We start from the raw sequence: 23,714 nt of genomic DNA, 5'->3' as shown, positions 1-23,714 counted from the left end.
CTCCCACCGCGCCATTTGGCCTATTGAAAGCCGCCGAGGCTCTAATCGCAGTCGGATGAAAGTTCAGTGGCAGGTCAGCCGAGCTCTAATCGTATCGGATGAAAATTTAGTGGCAGGTCAGAACGGGGTCATCTCCGCGGAGGAGGCAGGTGTCGTGATGCCACGTCCTCAGCTGGATCGGTCTCCAGCAACGCCAATGCTCGCTCAAAGATTGCTTCTTTGCCGCACCTCATCGAACAGCATCCACAAAATGAAATCCCTCAATGGGTCAAGGCCACGGTTTAATACGACCGCGACCGGAACATTAGGGGCGTCTTATTGCTGGATGTCTGGGATTGCGCGGCGAGTTTAACTGCTTTGTCGCCTCCTTGCCCTTGGTTTCGTCAAACTGCCCCGCCCCGGCGGGCATCCGCAGCCGTTCTGCATCGCTTTCCTGGCGCAATATAGTGCCACTCGACCTTGTGATCCTTGGCCCAAGCTAGGATTGTGTCGAGGTAAACTCCGTCCCCGTATCGGAAACGATCATACCTGGCTTGCCGCGGCGCTCGATGAGCGTGGTCAGTTCGCGTGCGACACGACCCCGAGATCGATGTATCCGGGATCGCAGCCAGGCACTCGCGTGTCGCTTCGTCCACGACATTGAACGCGCGGAAGCGCCTGCCGCGGGCGAACTGGTCGTGGACAAAATCCAGTGACCAGCGTGCATTGGCTTTTGCTTGCGCCAGGATCGGCGTACAGGTGCCCACGACACGCCGCCTGACCTTTCGCTTGCGAACACTTGCGCTGAAAACGGGAACTGACACCTACAATGAATGCTCGTCAGACCTTCGCCGCGTCGTACGGCAACGGCATGCATGTTCTCTTCTCAAGTCAGCACGTGACGGTTCTCACCTATCTTAGCCGCGAGGGGCTGGTAAAACTTACGTCCAAACGGTGTGACCTCTGAAGCTAAAAGTCCATTCTCGCACGGTCGGTCATCGTCCCAACCCGGGTGACTAACCACGGGATAAAGGCAAATTCCCTCCAAAGGAACACCGGCTCGCATGGCACACTCTGCTTGAGCGACAACGTACTCGAACCACGAAGCGCGTCGTTCGTTCTCGATTCCTGTCTCCGCGATCACGATTGGCTTGCCATAGCGGGCATAGGTCTCAATCAAGATTTTAGCGAGAGGCTTGTAGAGTGGGTGGCCGATGTCAATTGGAGCGCCCCCATGTATCCACTGGTTCTCGAAATAGTAATTGACTCCGATTATGTCGAGATGGCGTTCGCTGCCTCCGATCTGCGGCCACAGCCGACCCGCGATCATGTCCCAGCCCTGGAACTGCGATAGCCGATGCGCCTCGGCCACGCTTTTCTCCAAGGGACGCAAAGGATCCGCGACAACGTTGATTATGGGGTCGCAATGAACGAAGCGGGCACGCGAATCGACAGCAAGGATCGCCTCCATCGCCGAGACCGTTGCACGCACGAGCTGCGCTTTGAGTTCGAAGCCTCGCCCGCAGGCAAACGGGTTCAAATAGCCTACGTCGCCTCCTCCCCATGAGAAGAAAGATATTTCGTTTACCGGGCAGTAGAAGGGAACATCATCACTCTCCTCCCGAACAACCTTGGCGCAGGCGCCGGCGAACCTCGCAAATCGATCGACAAAGCGCGGGCACCAAATATCGATATCGCTCGGCCAGCCATAATGCAGCAGATCCCAGATGACCTGTGTGCCGGTCTTGGCTGCCGCCTCCAACATCGGCCGAATACTCGTCCAATCATAGTTGCCGGCGTTATCGATCATGTGCCAGCGAAACCCGTCGCGAACAGTACGGATGTTGAAGCCTGCGAGCTGCTGATAGTCCTGGGCCGCATAGCGGTCATGTTCGACGGCCGCGATCATGTCCAGGCGGCGGCCTCCGGCTTCGTCGTGACCCGGCCTAAGTCGATGAGTTGAGCACTCGAAGCCTCCTTGCAGGAAGGATCTAAAAAGCCCCGTGGGATGCGCTGGCTTTCGCTCATCGAGAACCTCGACAAAGAGTTTCTGCCACTGAGGGAGACACGCTTCGACAGAATAGGTTAACTCGACCTTCCGCCGTAATGCTAATCCAAGTTGGCGTCTGCGGTCCGGAGCATCGATTAGCAGACGGATCTGCCGGGCAACCGCTTCCGGTTCGTTGTATGGGACAAAGATACCGGACACGCCATCCTGAATCTGCTGAGCTGCGCCGTTGTCGGGCGTGGCGATGACGGGCAGTCCCGCCGCACCCGCCTCAGCAATGACGTGGGGCATACCTTCTCCGCGTGAGAGCCAGACGAAGATATCGAAGGCCGCCAACAGATCAACGACATCCTCGCGGTCGCCAAGAAATTGAAGGCGATCCTTTAAGCCCCGTAGGCGCGCCAGTCCCTTCAATCCCTCCGCATAACCCGGATTAAAAGCGTCCGGCCCCCCGACGATGACGAACCGGGCCCGATCCTCACGGGCACTGACAAGGGCGGCGGCTTCGATAAAGTCCTCGACGTTCTTCTTCGGATCAAGCCGGCCGACCCACCCGATTAGAATTTGGTCGTCAGTTGTTCCAAAACTAGACCTCATCTTACGGCGGCACGTTGATTTGACGTCCGAGATTTCAACCATAGACGGGATCTCCACCGCAAGCTCCTCTTTTCCCGGCATGCGAGACGCTGCGGCATCACGAATCGAACGGCACACACCAACGTATCGGGTCGTATAATGCTTCGGTCCCGCCAGCGCTTCCGAGACGAGCCCTCCATGCTCGATAAGCGGCGGCCGCAGATGCAACCGCTCCAAAGCGGGATAAACGTCGGCGACGTTCTGGCACGAAACAATCACGTCATAGCTCGGGATCTTTGCGGCAAGATAGTTCACGGTGTCTTCAAATGAGAGCTCATAAGGTGTGGTATCAACATCGACATCCAAGGCGCGAAGCTGTTCGTGGGTTTGCTCCGGCATGCCGGGTCTGTGAAAACAGGCGATGACATCAATCAAAAAGCGTCTTCGATCGAGGTTCTTGGCGAGCAGTCGAACTTCGGTTTCTTCGCCACCGACAACCAGCCACGCGAAAACGAATAGAATGCGAACGGGCATCGCTTCGGTGTTCATTCGCCCACCTGGAATACGACCTGCAAGAAATCCAGGCGTTTTTCAAGAAGATCCCTCAGAAAGGCCGGCGCGTCATCCATCGGGACGACGTGGGTAATCATATGCTCTCGGATGGAACCGCCTTCGGTCGCCAGAAGGTCTACGGTGGCAAGAGCAAGCCTTCGTCGGTTCCAGAACGGTGCGAGCCCCCTCGGGACACGATTGATCTGGGCGCAGCGGATGTTGAGACCGTTGTGGTGAAATTCCTCACCGAGCCGCAGGGTGTCAGCACCTGCCTGATAAAAGGCGAGATCAATTACCGTTCCTTGCGGCCGCAAGGCCTTCAACCCGCTATGTAAGCTGCTAGCGTGGGCCCTTGTTTGAAAGACGAAATCAGCGCCCCGCCCCATCGCACCATCATGCCAGTAGGCCTTAGCATGCTGCCACGCCTGATCCTCCGACACGGCGTGCAGCCCCAAGGCTTCAGCCTTGCCACGCCGGAAATGAGAGGGATCCGCGACCACCACGTCGGAAGCTCCTAGCGATCGGGCAAATAGCGCCGTCATCAAACCCACGCTTCCAGCTCCAATGACGATCACTGGACGACCCTTTATCCCAGCGCCGAGGTAGGGAATGTTTGCACCAAATGCTTCTGCATCGGCATGTAGGATGCCGTTCGCCGCGATTGGTCCCATTTGAGCGACCAGGACACCGAGGAGTGGATCGATTCCCGGAGGTAGCGGTACGAGGAGATCATGGACGGGGTTCGCGATGTGCCCCGTCTTGTGAGCATACGTCGTGGCAACGATCGCTCCCTGGGGTAAGCAGTCGACACGAGAGTCGCATATGCGCGCGACTTCCATATACCCTAAGAATGGAACAGGGTAATGCAGTTCAGGCTCACTTTCTATAAAGACTCCGCGTTCGCCATCAAAGCGTGAGCGGAAATATGGGTTCGTATTCTTCAAGAAGGTAAGTTCTGTGCCGGCCGATAGACCGGTATAGATGGTATCCAGCCGTACCTCGCCGTCCCCCGGCGGCCCCTCCTCGTATTCAAAAAAGTAGGGTTGACCCGAGGCTTCGACCCCGAGCGAGCGGACCACGCGATAACCCGGCTGCAGCCCCCGCAGCGGCTCGGATCGGGGCCGGAACTGGAGGGGTGCGAGCGCAATCGGCTCCGTCGGCGGCTGATCAAGACGGACTGGCTCTCCGAGGCGCGCGGAAGAAACGATTGCGTGAGCAAGACGATGGGTCGCAAGTGCCTCGCTGTAGGGGCACCGAATGCGACTCTCGCCTCCGCGCACGGCGTCCACGAAGGCGCGATCCTCGCGCCAGACCGGGTCTCCGTCCGCACTCCGGACCGGTCGACCTTTTCCGACATCTACCATGATCTCCCGATCGGTCAATTCAATGGCCAACCGATCGGCGAAAATGTGCAGCCCGACGCGGTGATTCCAGCCGAGCAGACAAGTGGAAGCGATGTTCGCGATCACTCCTGTTTCGAAGGTCAGGCTCGCGGTGCTTACCGTCGGAACGTCAAGGCCGGGGAAGTCCGGCCGGTCCTTGTGTCCAATGCGGCCATACACCTCGGTGACCTCCCCCACCAGGAAGCGCACAAGGTCCAACAGGTGGGTTGTCTGCTCGACCATCTGTCCGCCCGATCTATCTTCCCTCCACCACCATCGTGGTGGCGGTGTCGAGTCCAGCCAATAGCCTGATAAGAGCTGGGCTGGGTTTTCGGCGAGAAGGCCGCGCGCTTCATCAACGATATCGAGGTAGCGCCAATGGTATCCGACGGCCGTAATAAGGCTTTGGTCGGTAATGGCTGCCGAGATCTTTTCGGCGGTGGCAAGGTCCAACGACACCGGCTTCTCCACGAAGAAGGGAATGCGGCGTTCGATCAAATCGAGCTCGAGCTCGCCATGTGCAAACGGTGGGACGCAGACGTAGACAGCGTCAGGTTGAACGGTAGCCAGCATCTCGCGTTGATGGGCAAAAGACTTTGCGCCAAAACGCATGGCCGCCTGATCGGCTCGCGAGAGGTCGGGGTCTGCGAAGCCGACGACATCGACGTCATCGAATTCAGCTAAAATGTCGAGATGGCGCTGAGCGATACCTCCGGCGCCAATGAAGGCGATACGCGTCTTTTCCATGAAGTTTTCCTCTTGCACGGATTGAGTTGGGTTGCTCAGGAAGCGGTCGTATATCGCCGCCGTCTCGGCTACCATTCGATGAGCAGAAAATTTGGCCTTGTAGCGTTTACGAGCTTCCTCGCCGATGTTCGTCGAGCGGCGTGGTTCGGCGAGGGCGCGACAGATGACGAACGCCAATGAGTTTGGATCGCCCGGTTCGGCGAAAAAGGGATAATCGTTCCCCAATGCCTCCATCGTCCCAGCAATTTTGGATGCGACGACCGGGAGGCCGAGTGACATGGCCTCGAGAACGACAAGTGGCAGGCCCTCGAAACGCGATGGAAGAACAAACAGGTCGGAAATTCGCATCAGATCAGCGATATCCGATCTATGGCCGAGAAAGCGAACATGGTCGGTTATGGCAAGTTCAATCGCCCGATGCTCAACGGCGTCCCGCTCTTCGCCCGACCCCGCAAGCAACAATATCACGGACGGCTCGGCTTCAAGTATAGAAGGCAGTGCCCGCAACAGCGTCACGTGATCCTTCTGGGCAGAGAAGCGGGCCACGGTTAGTAAAACACTCCTGCCGACCAGTCCCAGCTCCTGTTTCAGCCTGGCGGCAGAGTTCGACCGCTGAAAGGGGAAAACACCATTGTGAACGACGCTCAGACGTTCGCGTCCAATCTGCTCCAGATAGCTTTCGCGCGACGCCTCAGACACGACGATGAGATGAGAAAGAGCTTCCGTTTCAATACGGTATTGCGCGCATTGTTCGGGGTCTGTCAGGAGATAGGGTAGATGCTCAGTTCTAATGATTGGGATGCCTTTCGCCGTGCCAGCCGCGGCAAACGGGTGCCCCTCCCATCCAATACCAGCATGTACATGCAAAAGACCGAAGTTTGCTCTCATCAACCAGTGGCGAAAGTCATCGTGATTTTTGGAGAGCTTTACACGAAGGCCATATCGCGCTGCACGCGGAAGGAAGCCGCTCCTATCCTCGCCGATCATCGCCAGGGTTACGTCCCACCGCTCGGTCAGCCCGCGGCCCAACGCAAGCATGTGCTCCCCCATGCCCGACGGGTCGAGACTATCAGTCGCCAAAAGAATGCGTGGCTTATCGGTCCCGCTGGACATCGGCCATCACCCTGCCCTCATGCCGCTTTTTCAACCGCCTGTAAGTCGCAAGCGCCTGACCGACGACCTGATCCATGTTGTAGTACTTGTAGGTGCCGAGGCGACCGACGAAGGTCACTTCCGACTGCTCGCGCGCCAACGCTTCGTATCGCCTGTACAGCGCTTGGTTTTCGGGCCGTGGAATAGGATAGTAGGGATCTCCATCGGCGCAGGGATATTCGTAGCTGATACTGGTTTTTGGATGTACTTGGCCCGTCAAATGCTTGTACTCGGTGACGCGAGTATAAGGCACGTCCTCCAATGGATAGTTGATCACTGCGACAGGTAGCGCGCGTCGCAAATCCTGAGTTTCATGGCGAAACTCGAGGCTTCGATAAGGCAGCGTGCCGAAGCGATGGTCAAAGTACTCGTCGATCGGGCCGCTGAAGATAAGATGCGGTGCAAGGCCCTCCCGCCTGAGGTCGCTGAAATCGGTTGCGACCATGACGGTGATATTCTCATGATCTAGCATGTGTTCGAACAAGCGGGTGTATCCATCGCGTGGCATGGCTTGGAACGTGTCTTGGAAATAACGGTCGTCCAAGTTGGTGCGCGTTGGAAGGCGCGCGGTGACCGAACGATCCAGATCGGCCGGGTCAAGCCCCCATTGCTTGCGAGTGTAGCCTTCGAAAAAAGTTTGATAAAGGTCCAAGCCAATTTGAGAAATCACGACATCGCGCGACGTCATGACGGGATCGCAGGGAACTGCCCTTTCTGCCAAAAATCGAGCGGCATCCGCTTCGCTTGAAAGATTGATCCCGTAAAATTCGTTCAGCGTCGAGCGATTGATAGGCATCGGAAGCCGCAGATTGCCTACCTGTGCAAGAACGCGATGCTCATATGGCCGCCACGCCGTAAACCGAGAGAGATAATTGAAGACATCCTCGCTGTTGGTATGAAAAATATGAGGACCATATTTATGCACAAGGATCCCAGCCTCGTTGTAATGATCATATGCGTTGCCGGCGATGTGCGGTCGCCTGTCGCACACAAGAACTTTCTTTTTGCCGTCCTCGGCTAGTCGCTCGGCAAGTACCGATCCGGCAAAACCCGCCCCGACAATAAGATAATCATAAGGCTTCCGCAGACGGGCGTGAGCCTTGGGCAGGTATGCAACCGCGGGTTCGGGGCGGTCGGCGCCCCTGCTCGCCACTGTGCGCTCGATGATGCTCGACATGTTTCTGAAGGTGGCATCCCACGACGATTGCCCCAGCAGATGATCTACCGCGTCTACCCAGGTGTTATCAAAGCGAGCCTGTACGATTGCTGCATCGCAAGCGTCGGCGAACCCATCCGGATCGTCCGCCAAATAGACGCCCGGTAAGGATCCGTAAGTGCGAACGACATCGACAATGCGCGTACTTACGACAGGTCGCCCCGCAGCAAGATATTCCAAGGTTTTCGTAGGACTGATGAACCGCGTGGCTTCGTTCAGTGCAAAGGGCATAAGCGCTGCATCCCAGCCAGAGAGGTAGGCGGGGAGTTCCGCATAGTCTTTCTGGCCCAGGTAGTGGATATTTCGAGTTCTCGGCAGATCCTCGGGGGCAATCTTCGCTACAGGTCCGAGCATGACGAATGAAAGTTCGGGGCGTGCCGCAGCCACGGTCCCTATCAGGTCTAGATCAAGCCTTTCGTCTATGACACCGTAATATCCAAGGCGCGGCTCTGGAATCGCCGCCTGGTCGGGCGGCTGCGGCAAAATTTTTCTCGCCGCGTGGAAATGGAAGGCATCAACGCTTGAAGGGAAAGCGTGGATGTTGTCATGGCGATCTTTTTTTGCCTCGTAGAGGCTGACGCCGCCCGTAAAGACGGCGTCAGCACGTGCCATCAGAGCCTCCTCTGCTATTTTCAGTTCGGGGGGCGCGAACTTGAAATTAGCGAGTTCGTCCATGCAATCGTAGATAACCGCGACCGCGTCGACGTGCCGAGCGAACATAAACATTAGCGGTGTGTAGAACCACAATATCGGTCGACGGCCGCCATGGAGAAGAAGCAGATCGTCAAGCAAGCGCCGGAGTGACCGCTCGCGGGTCTCCTCGCCCCATTCGTGCGGTATGCGCGGGCGGATCGCCTTGACTGTCGTACCCTCAAACGGATGGATCTCCAAATAGGCGAGATGATGATCCGTCGGTATGAATTCCTCAAAAAAGAATACCTGCCGCTCCTGTGCGAAACGCTGCATAAGATGTTGCGGCCTCTGGAACACGAAATCCCATCGCAGATGGGAGAAGCACATGAGTGGAGAATCGGAGGGCAAGGCAGCGAGGGATGGTGATAACGAGCGGAGAAGATCCATGAGCAACCTCGAATAAACAGCCTCCTAAACTTCGAACGTCAGGACAGGTTCCAGGGGGGAAGCGATTTAATAATGCGCTCGAGCTTTCTCACGCTATGTGCCCAGCTCCAATTCGCGAGCACGACGTCCCGAGGGGTGAATTCGTCGAGGTTGTCGAGCATTTCTCTGATGCCGATATGAAAATACTCGGCCGTCGCCGTCCGCCCAGTTAAAGGTGTGATGTATTGTAGGCCGCATTTGAGGTGACTGTTAGCAAGTACTGGAATACCAGCTAGCATGTATTCGGTTAGGATGGCCGGAGCGCCGTCATCGATCCCACACACCACTCCGAGCCGTGCCTGGTTCATCAATCTGTTTACCTCGTCGAACGAGACCCCCGGTGGGTCAACAAAATCAACGTTAATGCCAAGCTCCGTGACCTGTCGGTGCAAATCTTCGATCATTTCGCCGTATCCGCAGACACAGAGCGCTCGTATTGACCGGGGTAGCCTTTCAAGGGCCGCAAATAGGATGTCGTGCCGCTTATAAGGCTGCGCGGCAGCAACGTAGATCACGTCGTAGGTCTTGGGCAGGTTCAAAGGCGTAAATGTCAGGTCTGAAGCAAATTCAGGCCCGATCGGCATTATTGCGGTCTGCACATGCGGATGACGCGAGAGCACTACGTCCGATTGCCACTTGGCACCAGTCAGGATTAGGTCGAAGTGACGGCTTACCTGGAATGGTACACGAAGCGCTGGCGCGTCGATCGAATTGTATATTTTTATGCTATCACGACACGACGCCATAATGTCTTCATCGACGCCGAGCCCCCACACACAAAGGATCTTTGGTGGACCGTATGCTTCGATGTGTCCCAGCATATCGTTAGAAGCAAAGGGGGGATCTGACCCGTTCAGTCGAAATGCACGCCGGGTGAGGAGCGGACTGGATCCCATCGAACTTGGAGGCGGCGTGTTGCCGCGCCAATGGGTCCATATCTCGGCACATTGAACAAGACCTGCTTTGAGAGCCGCAAGGGGAAGCCGTTCGAGATAACCTCCTCTGACCTCGACCGCTTCTGCAGATCTCAAGGCAAATGGAGCATTTCCACGCGAGCCGGCAAGCCACTGATCGCGAAACCAACTAGCAGATGGAATTTCTTGATCGCTCCAATCTCCATCTTGGAAGTCGCTGACAACTACAATACGGCTGAAGTTTCGCATTGAGTTAATGATCAAAACTGTGTCTCCAAGATCTTGTTGAGAGCAACGGCTTGCTCTTGTTGAATCCACTTTGATTCATCGGCGGCTTGCATCGCCTTTGCCCAACCGAAAGAGCTAGGAAGGAGTTCCCTGAATTTAACGAGCACAATTTTCGGCTTCGCGCGATTCGATGACGCAGGCTTTCGGTCTTCTGCCTGCCGCCTGCTATAGAGGGCATGTCTCCGGCCGGTGCTCAGCATTCTTAAACCACGCCGTGCGCTGCAAAGGATGCGCGATCTGCACGATTGGCCGGTTTGTGGTGAAGACGCTGTGTCTTGATAAGCACTGAGTCTACAATCCTCGTATGTTACCGCGGCTATCTTTGTCGCCATTTCCTCTGTGTACAACGTCGGACGGCCCTTTTCGGATTTCGCCATAAGGTTCCAAGGTCTTTGATGGATACCAGCTTGCCGCGCTGGACAGACTCCCGCTGAAGTGCCTCGGCAGCTGGCCATCAACACCAGTTCGACGATCATCATCTTCCTATTGGTCTTCGGCCTGCAGAACAGTCAGAATAGAGATGGCAATTCGTTACAGGCGAAGCTCGACGAGCTGATCCTAACGTCTCAGGCGCAGAACAAGTTCGTCGGCATCGAGAAGCTCGACGAAGCGGCCTTGCGACGGATGAGCAAGCCACTTGCTGATCAAGCAGAACGCGTCGAAGGCGTCGCCGACAAAGCATCGAAGCGAGATAAGGCATCCGCTTGACTGCAGCTTACTTTATTTCGCTTGGATTTAAGAGGCCATCGGGCCCCTCTGCAATGTCTCAATCGCGTCATGATGGCTGTCCTGACCGGATCCCATGAGAAAAGCCAGCTGTAGGATCACGCGCGGGACACGTGACAGCGACGAGCGGCCGGGCATGTATCTCGCCAGGGGCCAGGCTGCGGCTTTGCCTAGCGGAACGCCAAGCGGGGCGAGGAAGCGGCCGTCGTAGCGGCTCGTGGCGTCGACACCTATCTCCTGCCTCCGACTTCATCGATGTGGTGCAGCAGATCGGCCGGATCCTCATAGACCCTGATTGCACCGGCGTCGCGCAGTTCCTCCCGGCCATAGCCCCCGCTGAGAAGGCCGATTCCGAGCGCCCGGCAGCGGATCGCAGCGAGCATGTCCCAAATGCTGTCTCCAACGACCACAGAGTTTTCGATAGGAACCTTCAAAGCCTTGGCTGCGGCGAGGAAGAGATCAGGATCCGGCTTGGCATATTTCACCTGATCTCTCGTTATGACTGGCAGCGATCTCGGGTCTCACACCCAGAGCGGCAACGTTGACCGCGGCTGTCTCAAGCCTGCCGCTGGTGGCGACGGCATAGGGTATCCTTTCGCTGGACAACCATTGAAGCAATTCGACTGCTCCAGGCAGAGGCTTTATCTGGCTGCCCAGCCGACGGTAGGCAGCTGCGTGCAGCTGACGCAGGCGCTCGTTTTTCTCATCAGTTATCGCTACGGCAGTTTCTCTCAACAGCTGGTTGGTGAACAGTCCGCCGCTCATCCCAATCTTTCGGTGAATCCGCCAGATCGAAAGCTCGATTCCTTCTTCGTCCAACGCTTCCTTCCACGCGAGTACATGTTGATAGACGCTATCAACCAAGGTTCCGTCGAGGTCGAAAAGAAAGGCGTGTTCGATACGCATGTCCTAGCCCTTTCGTGCTGCGGCCGATGGTGACCGACGTGAAAAGTTGGCCAGAGGCCAGTGCTTGATGATCCGTTTAAGGTTCCGCGATCTCGCCGTGAGACTGAATCCTTCTTGAATCCATTTTAGACAAATCAGGAAGGGTAAGAAGCCTGGGCATATTCATTGACATCCACAAGGCCCAGGCACTTTCCCTCATCCATGCCATCCAAGACCACTCCATAGCTTAGGATAGCCACTTCTCCGGTACTTAGATCAGTGACTGACCACGACCCGTCTTCTTCCCGCTTTGGCGCATAGCTTTGCTGCTTCTGCCGCTTCATCGCACATCTCCTTCGCTAACGAGCTGTCCGCCACAGCACTCTGTCCTATCGGTCGACCTGTGTCGGTTCGACTCAGAAGCACTTTCGAGGTCTATGTTGCCTTCGCTGTCTCGACCTCGCGACAGTGCTGCGCGCCTATGGAGCGACTGGTAAGTGGCGATCCCAGGATTGCGAATGCTGCACTGCAGCAAGAATAGCTCTGCCTTTGAAAAAAGCTAGTCCCTTCGTTGCGTTCGCGCTTTCTCGCTCCATTCGGGTAAGATTTTCATGCCGCTTCAAGGCCATTTGAGGCAAGGCGAAATGGTCAGGGAAGGCTGGTCGACGAAAACGGTGCTCCGGCCGATCCAACTTTCAAGACGCCTGACCAGGGCGCTGCGACCCAAGTCTGGAGGCGACCTCGTCGCTCCTCGATGGCTTGGGCGGTGTCTATTGCGAGGATTGCGACATCGCCGTCCGGGCGGAGCCGGCGGGTGAACCGTTCATGGGTGTCAAGGCTTACGGCACCAATTCCAATGAAGCCGAGCGGCTTTGGGCGCTCGGTCGAACTCACGAAGGTCAACGCCTTCGCCCTTACTTGAAGTCCAGCGTGTAACAGAAGGCGACTAAAGGGAACGGAAAAAGAATGCGTCTTCGCTTCGGACGCATTCTCTCGCAACGTTTTGATTTTTTTGCCGTTCGAGCAGCACCACAATCCCGGGAGCAATTTTTAGCCGATATGGTCGAACGCTGTGAGTCCCGGCGATGAGGATCGCTTCGCGGCCCAAGCCAGACCGCATCCAATCCGAAGCCGTTGCCGTCGGCCGAGCCAAGACGGCTTCTTCAGGGCCCAAAAATATGCCGTAGCGATCCGCGCAACAGTCGTCCGGCGAAGATGGTTATGCAGTCTCACCTCTCAGGAGAAGTGCCATGCAGCGGCGATTAGCGATAAATGGATTACCACGGAGCTAGACTGTCAAATGACGACGGGCCTCCAGCGTATCCAGTGTCTCTGCAAGCCCCTCGTGCACGATCTCGCCGCGGTCCATGATGTAGACGTAGTCGGCAAGCTCGCGGCAGAAATCGAGATATTGCTCGACGAGCAGGATCGCCATGCCGGTGGTGTCGCGCAGATAGCGGATCGCTCGGCCGATATCCTTGATGATCGAGGGCTGGATGCCCTCGGTCGGCTCGTCGAGCACCAGGATCTTCGGCCGCGTCACCATCGCCCGGCCGATCGCCAATTGCTGCTGCTGGCCGCCCGAAAGATCGCCGCCGCGACGCGACAACATCGACTTCAGCACCGGGAAGAGGCGGAAAATGTCATCGGGGATGTTGCGGTCGCGGCGGCCAAGCGGAGCAAAGCCGGTTTCTAGGTTTTCTTTCACCGTCAGCAGCGGAAAAATCTCGCGCCCCTGAGGCACGTAGCCGATGCCCTGCTTGGCGCGGGCAAACGGCGGCAGCCCGTTCAGCTTCACATCGTTGAAGCTGACACTGCCAGCCGACAACGGATGCTGGCCGGTAACGGCGCGAAGAAGAGAGCTCTTCCCCACGCCGTTACGCCCCAGCACGCAAGTAATCTTGCCCATGTCCGCCTTGACCGAGATGCCGCGCAATGCCTGAGCCGCGCCATAGTAAAGGTTTGCGTTTTCAACTGTCAGCATCTCAGCGCCCCAGATAGTTTTCGATCACCTTCGGATCGGAGCTCACGAAGTCGATCGATCCCTCTGCGAGCACCGAGCCTTCCGCCAGACACGTCACCTTGACGCCGAGGTCGCGGATGAAGCCCATGTCGTGTTCGACGACGACGACGGAGCGGGTCTTGGCGATCTCCTTGAGCAGGATCGCGGTCTCGGCCGTTTCGGCATCGGTCATGCCGGCCACCGGCTCGTCGATCAGAAGCAGTTTCGGCTCCTGCGCCAAAAGCATGCCGATCTCCAGCCACTGCTTCTGCCCGTGGGAAAGATTGGCAGCCAGTTCGTCACGGCGATGCGTCAGGCGCACGGTTTCGAGGATCTCCTCGATGCGCGCCTTGTCGTCATCCGAGAGACGGTAGAACAGCGTCGAGAAGACGCCGCGTTTGCGGTTGAGGGCCAGTTCGAGATTGTCCCAGACCGTGTGGCTTTCGAAGACGGTCGGCTTCTGGAACTTGCGGCCGATGCCGAGCTGGGCGATGTCGGCTTCATCGAGCTTCGTCAGGTCGGTCTGGCCGTTGAAGAACACCTCGCCCTCGTCGGGCCGTGTCTTGCCGGTGATGATATCCATCATCGTCGTCTTGCCGGCGCCGTTTGGGCCGATGATGGCGCGAAGCTCGCCCGGCTCGATGACGATCGACAGCGAGTTCAGCGCTTTGAAGCCGTCGAAGGAGACGGACACGCCATCGAGATAGAGCACGCTGTTGGGTTTGACGTCAGGGATCATGCGCGCTCACTCCGCGGGCTGGATTTTTGGATCGACGCCTTCTTCTTGAAGCGAAGCAGGCGTTGCTTCCGTCCGTGGCGTCTTGCGGCCGAGATACTGGGCGATGGTGCCGACGATGCCCTTCGGCAGGAACAGCGTGACGAGCACAAAGAGGCCGCCGAGCGCGAATAGCCAGAACTCCGGGAAGAGACCCGTGAAGATCGTCTTGCCGCCATTGACTAGGATAGCGCCGATGATAGGGCCAATCAGCGTCGCGCGGCCGCCGACCGCCGTCCAGATGACGACTTCGATCGAGTTGGCCGGCGCAAATTCACCGGGGTTGATGATACCGACCTGCGGCACGTAGAGCGCACCGGCAATGCCTGCCATCATCGCCGAGACGACGAAGGTGAAGAGCTTGAAACGCTCGACACGGTAGCCGAGAAAGCGCGTACGGCTTTCGGCATCGCGCACGCCGACCAGCACCTTGCCGAACTTCGAGCGGACGATCGCCGAAGCGATCATCAGCGACAGCGCCAGGAAGATCGCGGTTGCCGCAAAGAGTGCCGCGCGCGTGCCGTCGGCCTGGACGTTGAAGCCGATGATTTCCTTGAAGTCGGTCATGCCGTTATTGCCGCCGAAACCCATGTCGTTGCGGAAAAAGGCAAGCAGCAGCGCGTAGGTCATAGCCTGGGTGATGATCGAAAGGTAGACGCCGTTGACGCGGGAGCGGAAGGCGAACCAGCCGAAGACGAAGGCCAAGAGCCCCGGCACCAGCAGAACCATCAGCGCCGCGAACCAGAACTTGTCGAAGCCGTACCAGAACCAGGGCAGTTCCTTCCAGTTCAGGAAGACCATGAAGTCGGGCAGGATAGGATCGCCATAGACGCCGCGGGAGCCGATCTGGCGCATCAGATACATCCCCATCGCATAACCGCCGAGCGCGAAGAAAGCGCCGTGACCGAGCGAGAGGATGCCGCAAAAGCCCCAGACGAGATCGAGGGCCAGCGCCAGCAGCGCATAGGTCAGGTACTTGCCGAACAGCGCCATGATGTAGGTCGGGATGTGCAGCGGGTTCTCGGGGCCGGTCATCAGGTTCAGCACCGGAACGAGGGCGGCAACCGCCAGCAGGATGGCGATGGCAATGGAGATCTTGCGATCGAGAGACCGGAGAAGGAAGGCCGTAATCATGCTTCCACCGCCCTTCCTTTGAGTGCGAAGAGCCCGCGGGGACGCTTCTGGATGAAGAGGATGATGAGGACGAGCACCAGGATCTTGCCGAGCACGGCGCCGGCGAAGGGTTCCAGGAACTTGTTGACGACGCCGAGCGACAGAGCGCCGACCAGCGTGCCCCAGAGATTGCCGACGCCGCCGAAGACCACGACCATGAAGCTGTCGATGATGTAGCTCTGGCCGAGATTAGGCGAGACGTTGTCGATCTGGCTGAGTGCGACACCCGCCATGCCGGCAATGCCGGAGCCGAGCGCGAAGGTGAAGGCATCGACCCAGCCGGTGCGGATACCCATGGACGAGGCCATGCGGCGGTTCTGGGTGACGGCGCGCATCTGCAGGCCGAAGGCGGAGCGCTTGAGCAGCATCAGCAGGGTCACGAAGACGGCCATAGAGAAGACGATGATCCAGAGGCGGTTCCAGGTAATCGACAGGCCGCCGAGCTCGAAGGCGCCGGACATCCAGCTCGGATTGCGCACTTCGCGGTTGGTCGGGCCGAAGATCGTGCGCACCGCCTGCTGCAGGATCAGCGACACGCCCCAGGTCGCCAGCAGCGTTTCCAGCGGCCGGCCGTAGAGATAGCGGATCACGACGCGCTCGATGATAAGGCCGACGAAGCCGGTGAAGACGAAGGCGGCGGGCACGGCGAAGGCCAGCGAGTAGTTGGCCATCTCGGGGAAGTTGGCGGTGATATATTCCTGCACGACATAGGTCGTGTAGGCGCCGATCATCACCATCTCGCCATGCGCCATGTTGATGACGCCCATGACGCCGAAGGTGATGGCAAGGCCGATGGCGGCCAGCAGCAGCACGGAGCCGAGTGACAGCCCGTACCAGACGTTCTGCACCACATCCCAGACCGCCAGGTTGCGCTTGATGCCATCGATATCCGACTGGATGGCGGGCTTCAGATCATCAGGCGCCGTTTCCATCGCCGTCGTCAGGATCGTCAGCGCGTTGCGATCGCCGCGGGCGGCGATCGTGTCGATGGCGGCCTTCTTGTCCTCGGCGCTGACATCGCTTTTCAGCATCATCACCGCGCGGGCGGCTTCCATCGTGTTCTTGACCTCGGCATCCTTCTCGCCCGAAAGCGCGGCGTTCAGAAGCTCGAGATTGGAGGGATCGGCATCCCTGAGCAGGCCCTGGGCGGCTGCAAGCCGCGCGGAACGATCCGGGCTCAGCAGCGTCAGCGTGCTCATGGCGCTGGCGATTGCGCCGCGCAGCGAATTGTTGATCTTCACCTTCGACATGTAGTCGGGATCGATCCCCTCGGCGGCCTCGCCGGTGATCGGATCGGCATAGGTCGGCTCATCCTCGGTGCCGCCCTGGAGCAGCACCGGGCCGCCCTCTTCGGAATTCACATAGAGCTGGCCATCGCTGAGCTGCTGCAGGATCTGGCCGACATGCGGATCTTTCGAGGCGACGAGCGCCTTGATGGCTTCGGCGCGCTGATCGAAATCGCCTTCGCCGAGCGCGTTGACGAGGGCGTGGATGTCTTCCTGAGCCTTCAGCGGCGATGCAAGCATCGGAGCCGCGAGGCAGAGGGTAAGAAGGATAAGCTTGAGGGCGCGATACATCGGCTTTCTCGCCTGGACTATCGTTGGCCTTTTGGGCAGCAACCGTTTGGGACGGAGCTTCCGCCCGGAGATGGGATCCGGACGGAAGTCATCAGGCAGGTATCGGATCGGCTAACTCAAGACCCCTTGCCACCGCACTTGCCGGTCGCAACGTTGAAGTTGCCGCAGTTCATCGGCTTGCGCCAATCGGAGATCAGGTCCTTGGAGTCCGGCAGGTAGTCGGACCATTCGTCACCGACGACGGCAGGCGTCTGCTGCACGATTTCGAACTGGCCGTCGGCCTGGATTTCGCCGATCAGGACAGGCTTGGTGATGTGGTGGTTCGGCATCACGGTCGCCGTGCCGCCGGAGAGGTTCGGAACGGAGACGCCGATGATGGTGTCGAGAACCTTGTCGGTGTCAGTCGTGCCGGCGGCCTGAACGGCCTTAACCCAGGCGTTGAAGCCGATATAGGCAGCTTCCATCGGGTCGTTGGTCACCCGCTTGTCGTTCTTCGTGAAGGCGTGCCATTCCTTGATGAACTTCTTGTTCGCAGGGCTTTCGACCGACTCGAAGTAGTTCCAGGCAGCGAGATGGCCGACGAGCGGCTTGGTGTCGAGACCGGCAAGCTCTTCTTCGCCGACCGAGAAGGCCACGACCGGGATGTCAGTTGCCTTGACGCCCTGGTTGCCGAGTTCCTTGTAGAAGGGAACGTTGGCGTCACCGTTGATCGTCGAGACGACGGCGGTCTTCTTGCCGGCCGAGCCGAATTCCTTGATCTTGGAGACTTCCGTCTGCCAGTCGGAGAAGCCGAACGGCGTGTAGTTGACGATGATGTCTTCCTTCGGAATGCCCTTGGATTCGAGATAGGCTTCCAGGATCTTGTTGGTCGTGCGCGGATAGACGTAGTCGGTGCCTTCGAGCACGAAGCGCTTAACGCCTTCCTTCTCCATCAGGTAGTCGACGGCCGGGATCGCCTGCTGGTTTGGAGCTGCACCCGTGTAGAAGATGTTGCGCGAGGATTCTTCACCCTCGTACTGGACCGGATAGAACAGGATCGAGCTCAGCTCTTCGAAGACCGGCAGGACCGACTTGCGCGACGAGGATGTCCAGCAACCGAAGACGGCCGCGACCTTGTCCTTTTCGATCAGCTCGCGCGCCTTTTCGGCAAACAGCGGCCAATCCGAAGCCGGATCGACAACGACGGCTTCAAGCTTCTTGCCGAGAAGCCCGCCCTTCTTGTTCTGCTCGTCGATGAGCATCAGCATGGCGTCCTTGAGCGTCGTCTCGGAGATGGCCATGGTGCCGGAGAGCGAGTGCAGGACGCCGACCTTGATCGTGTCCTCGGCAGCGACTGCCCCGTGGAATGCGGCCGTGGCCGACATGACGGCACCGAGAACGGCGCCTGAAACGTATGATCGCAGATTCATCTTGTGATCCCCTCTTCTTGTTCGACAACAGGCCGGAAGGCAAAAATTAACTGTTGCTTAAAGAACTATCGGGTGCTGCACTGCGAAAACACATACGTAATATGACGTAGGCAACGGGGCGAAATCTGCACGAGAATGCTGCGCTGCACTCTTAAGCCCCCAGCCCATTCATGTTACGGAAATGTGACGAAGGGGAACGAAGGGACCGGCAGATCAGCATGGCAGCGCGGCAACGCATCATTCCGGTCAGGCGCGAGTATAACCGCTGGGTCGCGAACCAGACGCTCGAAGACTATGCGCTGCGTTTCACCGCAAAGAGCGCCCGGCAATTCTCCTCGCAACGCATCTCGCAGACGGCGATCGGCGCCATCTCCTTCCTGGCGCTGGAGGCGATCGGCGGGGCGATCACCCTTTCCTACGGCACTACCAACGCCTTCTTCGCCATCATCGTCGCTTCCATCGCGATGCTCGCCATCGGCCTGCCGATCAGCCGCTACGCAATCCGCCACGGCGTCGATATCGACCTGCTCACCCGCGGCGCGAGCTTCGGCTATATCGGCTCGACGATCACCTCGCTGATCTATGCGAGCTTCACCTTCATGCTGTTCGCGATCGAGGCGTCGATCATGTCCGGCGCACTGGAGCTGACGCTCGGCATCCCGCTCTGGATCGGCTACATCGTCAGCGCCGTGATGGTGATCCCGTTGGTCACACACGGCGTCAAGCTGATCAGCCGCTTCCAGCTCGTCACCCAACCCTTCTGGATCATTCTCAACGTCCTGCCCTTCATTTTCATCGCCTTTCTCGACTGGGAGAAATTCGATGTCTGGCGTGCCTTCGCCGGCATCCGCCACGCCTCGGGACCACCGGGCACCGTCGCCGATTTCAACCTCGTGGAATTCGGCGCCGCCTCCGCCGTCATCCTGGCGCTGATGTCGCAGATCGGCGAACAGGCCGACTTCCTGCGCTTCCTGCCGCCGGACGGGCAGCGCAAGTGGCGCCACCGCCTTGCCGTCTTCCTCGCCGGGCCCGGCTGGGTGATCATCGGCGCGCCGAAACTGCTGGCCGGTTCCTTCCTTGTGGTCCTGACCTTTACGGCGGGTGTGCCCGTCGACCGCGCCGCCGATCCGGCGCAGATGTATCTGACCGCCTTCGGCTACATGATCCCTTGGCACAATGCCGCCCTGCTGCTGATGGCGGCATTCGTCGTCGTCTCGCAGTTGAAGATCAACGTCATGAACGCCTATGCGGGCTCTCTCGCCTGGTCGAACTTCTTCTCGCGCCTCACCCACAGCCATCCCGGCCGCGTCATCTGGCTGATCTTCAACGTGGCGATCGCCCTGCTTTTGATGGAACTCGGCATCTACAGGCTGCTGGAAGAAACGCTCGGCATCTTCTCGATCATCGCCATGGCCTGGCTCTGCACGATCTCGGCCGATCTCTTCATCAACAAGCCGCTCGGCCTCGCTCCTCCAGGCATCGAGTTCAAGCGCGCCCATCTCTACGACATCAACCCGGTCGGACTCGGCGCCATGACGCTCTCGGCCGGCATCGCGCTGATCGCCCATTTCGGCGCCTTCGGCCCGATCGCCGCCTCGCTCGCCCCCTATATCACGCTCGTCGTCGCGCTGACCGCCTCGCCGCTGATCGCCTGGGGTACGAAGGGCAAGTTCTACCTCGCCCGCAAGCCGCGCCACAGCTGGAAGAACCTGACTGATATCACCTGCTCGGTCTGCGAACATCCCTTCGAGCCTGAGGACATGGCCTGGTGCCCGGCCTATGCCGCGCCGATCTGCTCGCTTTGTTGCTCCCTCGACAGCCGCTGCCACGACATGTGCAAGCCGAAGGCGCGGCTGAACGCCCAGGTCGGCACCGTCGCCAAGGCCGTACTGCCGGAAACAGTGGTGCAGAAGCTTACGACCCGCCTCGGCCGGTACGGCATCGCCGTCGTGCTGGCACTGACGGCCGTCGGCGCCATCCTAGCGATGATCGCCCATCAAGTCTCCGCAGCGTCGCCGGAGACCGCCGAGGTGGTCAGCCGCACGATCCTCGCCGTGTTCTTCGTCTTCGCCGTCATCGCCGGCGTCGTCTGCTGGTTCTATGTGCTCGCCCATGACAGCCGCGTCGTCGCCGAAGAGGAATCCTCGCGCCAGAACACGCTGCTGCTGAAGGAAATCGCCGCGCACAAGAAGACCGACGCGGCCCTGCAGAACGCCAAGGAGACGGCAGAGGCCGCCAACCGCGCCAAGAGCCGCTATGTCGTCGGCCTCAGCCACGAACTGCGCACGCCGCTGAATGCCGTCCTCGGCTACGCCCAGATCCTTGAGCGCGACGAAACGATCCCCGCCCCTCGCCAGTCCTCCATCAAGGTCATCAGACGCAGCGCCGAGCATCTGTCCGGCCTGATAGACGGCCTGCTCGACATCTCGAAGATCGAGGCCGGGCGTCTGCAGGTCTATTCCAACGAGATCAACATCCAGGATTTCCTCGACCAGATCGTCGACATGTTCCGCCCGCTGGCACAGGCCAAGGGGCTAACCTTCCATCACGATCGCTCTCTCGCCCTGCCCCAGTTCGTGCGCACCGACGAAAAGCGCCTGCGCCAGATCCTCGTCAACCTGCTCTCCAACGCGATCAAATTCACCGACGAGGGCAGCGTCACCTTCGATGTCGGCTATCGCAGCCAGGTAGCGACCTTTACCGTCACCGATACCGGCCGCGGCATCGCCGAGAAGGACTTGCGCCGCATCTATGAACCTTTCCAGCGCGGCGAGGCCGACAGCATCCGGCCGACGCCAGGCCTCGGACTCGGCCTGACGATTACGCGGCTCCTGACCAACACCCTTGGCGGCGAAATCTCGGTGAAGAGCGAGAAGGATCAGGGCTCGACTTTCCGCGTTCGCCTCATGCTCTCGGCGGTGATGCGCGAAATGACGGCGCGGCCGCAGGAAAAGAAGATTGTCAGCTACGACGGCCCGCGCCGCACCATCGTCGTCGTCGACGACAACGAGGACCACCGTGAGATGATGCGCGAGGTGCTTGCCCCACTTGATTTCGTCGTCCTGACCGCAGCGAGCGGCGCCGACTGCCTGACCTTGATTGAAGGCATCCAACCAGATCTCTTCCTGGTCGATATCTCCATGCCGGGAATGAATGGGTGGCAACTCGTTTCGCGCTTGCGCGCGAGTGGCCAAACCGCTCCGATCGTGATGCTCTCCGCCAATATCGGCGACGCGGCAGCGACGGCGGAAAGCGACGACAGCCACAACGACGCGATCGGAAAGCCGGTCAACATCAAGCAGCTGCGCGACAAGCTGGCGCTGCATCTCGGCCTGAAATGGGTCTACGCTGACACGACACCAGCACCGGCTCCGCCGCCCAAGCCGCCACTCGTCAGCCCCGGTGCCGCCCATATCGAGGAACTGATGCGGCTTGCCGAGATCGGCTACATTCGAGGCATCGAAGCAAAGCTCGCCGACCTTGCCAGGATCGAAGCCAATCAGCCATTTACAGAGGAACTTCGTTCCTATGCGGTCTCATTCGATCTGAACGGCCTCATGAATTTCCTGCACCGTTTTGATGAAAAGGTAGAGACCCTTGGCTGAGCTCCCGCGCGATATTGTTCTACTGGTGGATGACTCGCCTGAGGCTTTGGGATTCCTGAGCGATGCTCTGGAGCAGTCCGGCTTCTCTGTATTGATCGCGACATCGGGCTCGGCCGCGCTGAATATCGTGGAACGCATTACCCCCGACCTCATTCTGCTGGACGCGGTCATGCCATCCATGGATGGCTTCGAGACCTGCAGGAAACTCAAATCCAACCCGGCAATCAGTCAGATACCGGTTATCTTCATGACCGGTCTGACGGAAACCGAACATGTCGTTCGCGCTCTCGAATCCGGAGGCGTCGATTACCTGACGAAGCCGATCAACATCGATGAGCTGCGAGCCCGAATCGGTGTCCACCTGCGCAACGCACGTTCGACACAAAGCGCGCGTGTTGCGCTGGACGCTGCCGGCAGACATTTGCTTGCAGTGAAGGGCGATGGCGACATTCACTGGTCGACGCCACAGGCAACACGTCTCATCAATGCTGCAATGGGTCGCAACGATGGCATGGACGCGGTGACGGCGCACATTGCCGCTTGGAAGAAGGATCGCATAGCAACCAGCCGCGACGACGCCTTCTCCGTCAGCCATGCCGGCCAGCCCGTGCTCCAGCTAGCCTTCCTCGGCGCCATCGGCCCCGACGAATATCTCTTTCGCCTCACAGCGAACAACGCGCGCGCCGATGACGAGGTGCTACGCCGGCATTTTTCGCTGACACAGAGAGAATCCGAAGTCCTGTTGTGGATTGCGAAGGGCAAGTCAAACCGGGACATCGGCGAGATTCTCGGGCTGTCGGCGCGCACCGTAAACAAGCATCTCGAACAAATCTACGTGAAGCTCGGCGTCGAAAACCGCGCCTCAGCCGCCGTCAAAGCCGCTCATGTCCTGCACGAGATGTGACTAATGCCCTAGCGTGCTCAACGATAGTTAACGGCAGGTTCGACAGTACTTGTTCTTGAACTCAAATGCTTCCCATCTCCCTCCGAGCCCATAGAGCGCCACAACTACCGAAGAAATTGGACAAGCCTCCGCTCAGGCCAGCAGAAAAGCCGTGCTGGCAGCCGCTATTGCCGAACGGTAGTGGCAAGATACAAAGGCATGGTTGGAAGAAGTCGCACAGAGCAAAAAGGATCCGCTAGGAAGCCTTCGGACATATCATGATACGTTCTGGATGTCGTCGGACAATGGCAACCGCCTCTGCCTGGGAAGCTTCCTGGGCGGGGAATATGACGATCTTCCGGAGGCGGTTAGAAAAGAGGTTCAGACCTTCGCCGACGTCAATGTGGCGTGGCTCAAGGAGCGCTGATCGATACCGGGGACATTGCAAAAGAAGATTGCGAACAGCGGGCGCGTGCGATCTTTGTAGCAGTCGCAGGAGCGCAGCTCCTTGCGCGAAGCCGATCAGATATTTCGCTCTTCGACTCGATGATAAAGAGCTATCGCGTTTCGGGCTTAATTCCGGGCCAAAGCAGTACGCGGCTTGAGTAGCACATGACACTATGTCGGTCAGGTGCTGGCGCATAGTTGCCATGCTCATCAAGGCTGCTGGTTCTAAACACCGAATCCAGGATTTGCTGTCCAGGTGCGAGCGAGACACCGCTTACCAAGAAACCGCCGCGGCTTGC

13 protein-coding genes and 4 pseudogenes are annotated in these 23,714 nt (G+C 58.8%); 5 read left to right on the top strand and 12 right to left on the bottom strand.

Annotated elements, in window-relative coordinates:
* Positions 1–428 precede the first annotated feature (428 nt).
* The 5 genes and pseudogenes from ACPYOJ_RS22755 to ACPYOJ_RS22735 form a co-directional block, all read right to left on the bottom strand.
* A pseudogene (locus ACPYOJ_RS22755) lies at positions 429–779 on the bottom strand (DDE-type integrase/transposase/recombinase); the annotation flags it as partial.
* An 86-nt stretch (positions 780–865) separates the two neighbouring features.
* Complete coding sequence (locus tag ACPYOJ_RS22750; RefSeq protein WP_481418263.1) at positions 866–3,112, bottom strand: glycosyltransferase; 2,247 nt, start codon at positions 3,110–3,112, stop codon at positions 866–868.
* Positions 3,109–6,357 carry a glycosyltransferase gene (locus ACPYOJ_RS22745; RefSeq protein WP_481418262.1) on the bottom strand — a complete coding sequence of 1,083 codons (3,249 nt, stop codon included), beginning with the start codon at positions 6,355–6,357 and terminating at the stop codon, positions 3,109–3,111. Before ACPYOJ_RS22745 ends, ACPYOJ_RS22750 begins: the two co-directional genes overlap by 4 nt.
* Positions 6,338–8,578, bottom strand: a complete 2,241-nt coding sequence (gene glf / locus ACPYOJ_RS22740) for a UDP-galactopyranose mutase (RefSeq protein ID WP_481418261.1) — start codon at positions 8,576–8,578, stop codon at positions 6,338–6,340. Before glf ends, ACPYOJ_RS22745 begins: the two co-directional genes overlap by 20 nt.
* Before the next feature lie 152 nt (positions 8,579–8,730).
* On the bottom strand, positions 8,731–9,894 hold the full coding sequence (locus ACPYOJ_RS22735) for a glycosyltransferase (protein ID WP_481418264.1): 1,164 nt from the start codon (positions 9,892–9,894) through the stop codon (positions 8,731–8,733).
* A 483-nt stretch (positions 9,895–10,377) separates the two neighbouring features.
* On the opposite strand from ACPYOJ_RS22735, the pseudogene ACPYOJ_RS22730 reads away from it, so the two are divergent.
* Positions 10,378–10,641 (top strand): annotated as a pseudogene (locus ACPYOJ_RS22730) (low affinity iron permease family protein); the annotation flags it as partial.
* A 248-nt stretch (positions 10,642–10,889) separates the two neighbouring features.
* Here the strand turns inward: ACPYOJ_RS22730 and ACPYOJ_RS22725 are convergent.
* Both ACPYOJ_RS22725 and ACPYOJ_RS22720 read right to left on the bottom strand, forming a co-directional pair.
* Positions 10,890–11,565, bottom strand: a pseudogene (locus tag ACPYOJ_RS22725) (HAD family hydrolase).
* Positions 11,566–11,699: 134 nt separating this feature from the next.
* Entirely contained in the window at positions 11,700–11,888 is a 189-nt protein-coding gene (locus ACPYOJ_RS22720; protein ID WP_481418260.1) for a hypothetical protein, read from the bottom strand.
* A 231-nt stretch (positions 11,889–12,119) separates the two neighbouring features.
* Here ACPYOJ_RS22720 and ACPYOJ_RS22715 point away from each other — a divergent pair.
* Positions 12,120–12,466, top strand: a pseudogene (locus ACPYOJ_RS22715) (SDR family NAD(P)-dependent oxidoreductase); the annotation flags it as partial.
* A gap of 366 nt (positions 12,467–12,832) precedes the next feature.
* On the opposite strand, the gene urtE reads toward ACPYOJ_RS22715, so the two are convergent.
* The 5 genes from urtE to urtA all read right to left on the bottom strand — a co-directional run bounded on the left by urtE (position 12,833) and on the right by urtA (position 18,480).
* Complete coding sequence (urtE, locus tag ACPYOJ_RS22710) at positions 12,833–13,528, bottom strand: urea ABC transporter ATP-binding subunit UrtE (protein WP_481418259.1); 696 nt, start codon at positions 13,526–13,528, stop codon at positions 12,833–12,835.
* Between the two features lies 1 nt (position 13,529).
* Positions 13,530–14,285 carry an urea ABC transporter ATP-binding protein UrtD gene (urtD, locus tag ACPYOJ_RS22705; protein ID WP_481418258.1) on the bottom strand — a complete coding sequence of 252 codons (756 nt, stop codon included), beginning with the start codon at positions 14,283–14,285 and terminating at the stop codon, positions 13,530–13,532.
* Between the two features lie 6 nt (positions 14,286–14,291).
* Complete coding sequence (gene urtC, locus ACPYOJ_RS22700) at positions 14,292–15,455, bottom strand: urea ABC transporter permease subunit UrtC (protein WP_481418257.1); 1,164 nt, start codon at positions 15,453–15,455, stop codon at positions 14,292–14,294.
* A complete protein-coding gene (gene urtB, locus ACPYOJ_RS22695; protein ID WP_481418256.1) occupies positions 15,452–17,071 on the bottom strand; it encodes an urea ABC transporter permease subunit UrtB in 1,620 nt (539 codons plus the stop codon). Before urtB ends, urtC begins: the two co-directional genes overlap by 4 nt.
* A gap of 116 nt (positions 17,072–17,187) precedes the next feature.
* Positions 17,188–18,480 (bottom strand): urea ABC transporter substrate-binding protein, encoded by a 1,293-nt coding sequence (urtA, locus tag ACPYOJ_RS22690; RefSeq protein WP_481418255.1) that lies wholly within the window; start codon positions 18,478–18,480, stop codon positions 17,188–17,190.
* 218 nt (positions 18,481–18,698) lie between these two features.
* Between urtA and ACPYOJ_RS22685 the strand changes: the two genes are divergently transcribed.
* The 3 genes from ACPYOJ_RS22685 (at position 18,699) to ACPYOJ_RS22675 (ending at position 23,395) form a co-directional block, all read left to right on the top strand.
* On the top strand, positions 18,699–22,085 hold the full coding sequence (locus tag ACPYOJ_RS22685) for a hybrid sensor histidine kinase/response regulator (protein WP_481418254.1): 3,387 nt from the start codon (positions 18,699–18,701) through the stop codon (positions 22,083–22,085).
* Positions 22,078–22,989 (top strand): response regulator, encoded by a 912-nt coding sequence (locus ACPYOJ_RS22680; protein ID WP_481418253.1) that lies wholly within the window; start codon positions 22,078–22,080, stop codon positions 22,987–22,989. Before ACPYOJ_RS22685 ends, ACPYOJ_RS22680 begins: the two co-directional genes overlap by 8 nt.
* 271 nt (positions 22,990–23,260) lie before the next feature.
* On the top strand, positions 23,261–23,395 hold the full coding sequence (locus ACPYOJ_RS22675; RefSeq protein ID WP_481418252.1) for a hypothetical protein: 135 nt from the start codon (positions 23,261–23,263) through the stop codon (positions 23,393–23,395).
* Positions 23,396–23,714: the final 319 nt, after the last annotated feature.

The organism is Rhizobium sp. SVR5-9E, assembly GCF_056755095.1.
The sequence above is the reverse complement of the archived record's forward strand: the minus strand, read 5'-3'. Positions and strand labels throughout refer to the sequence as shown.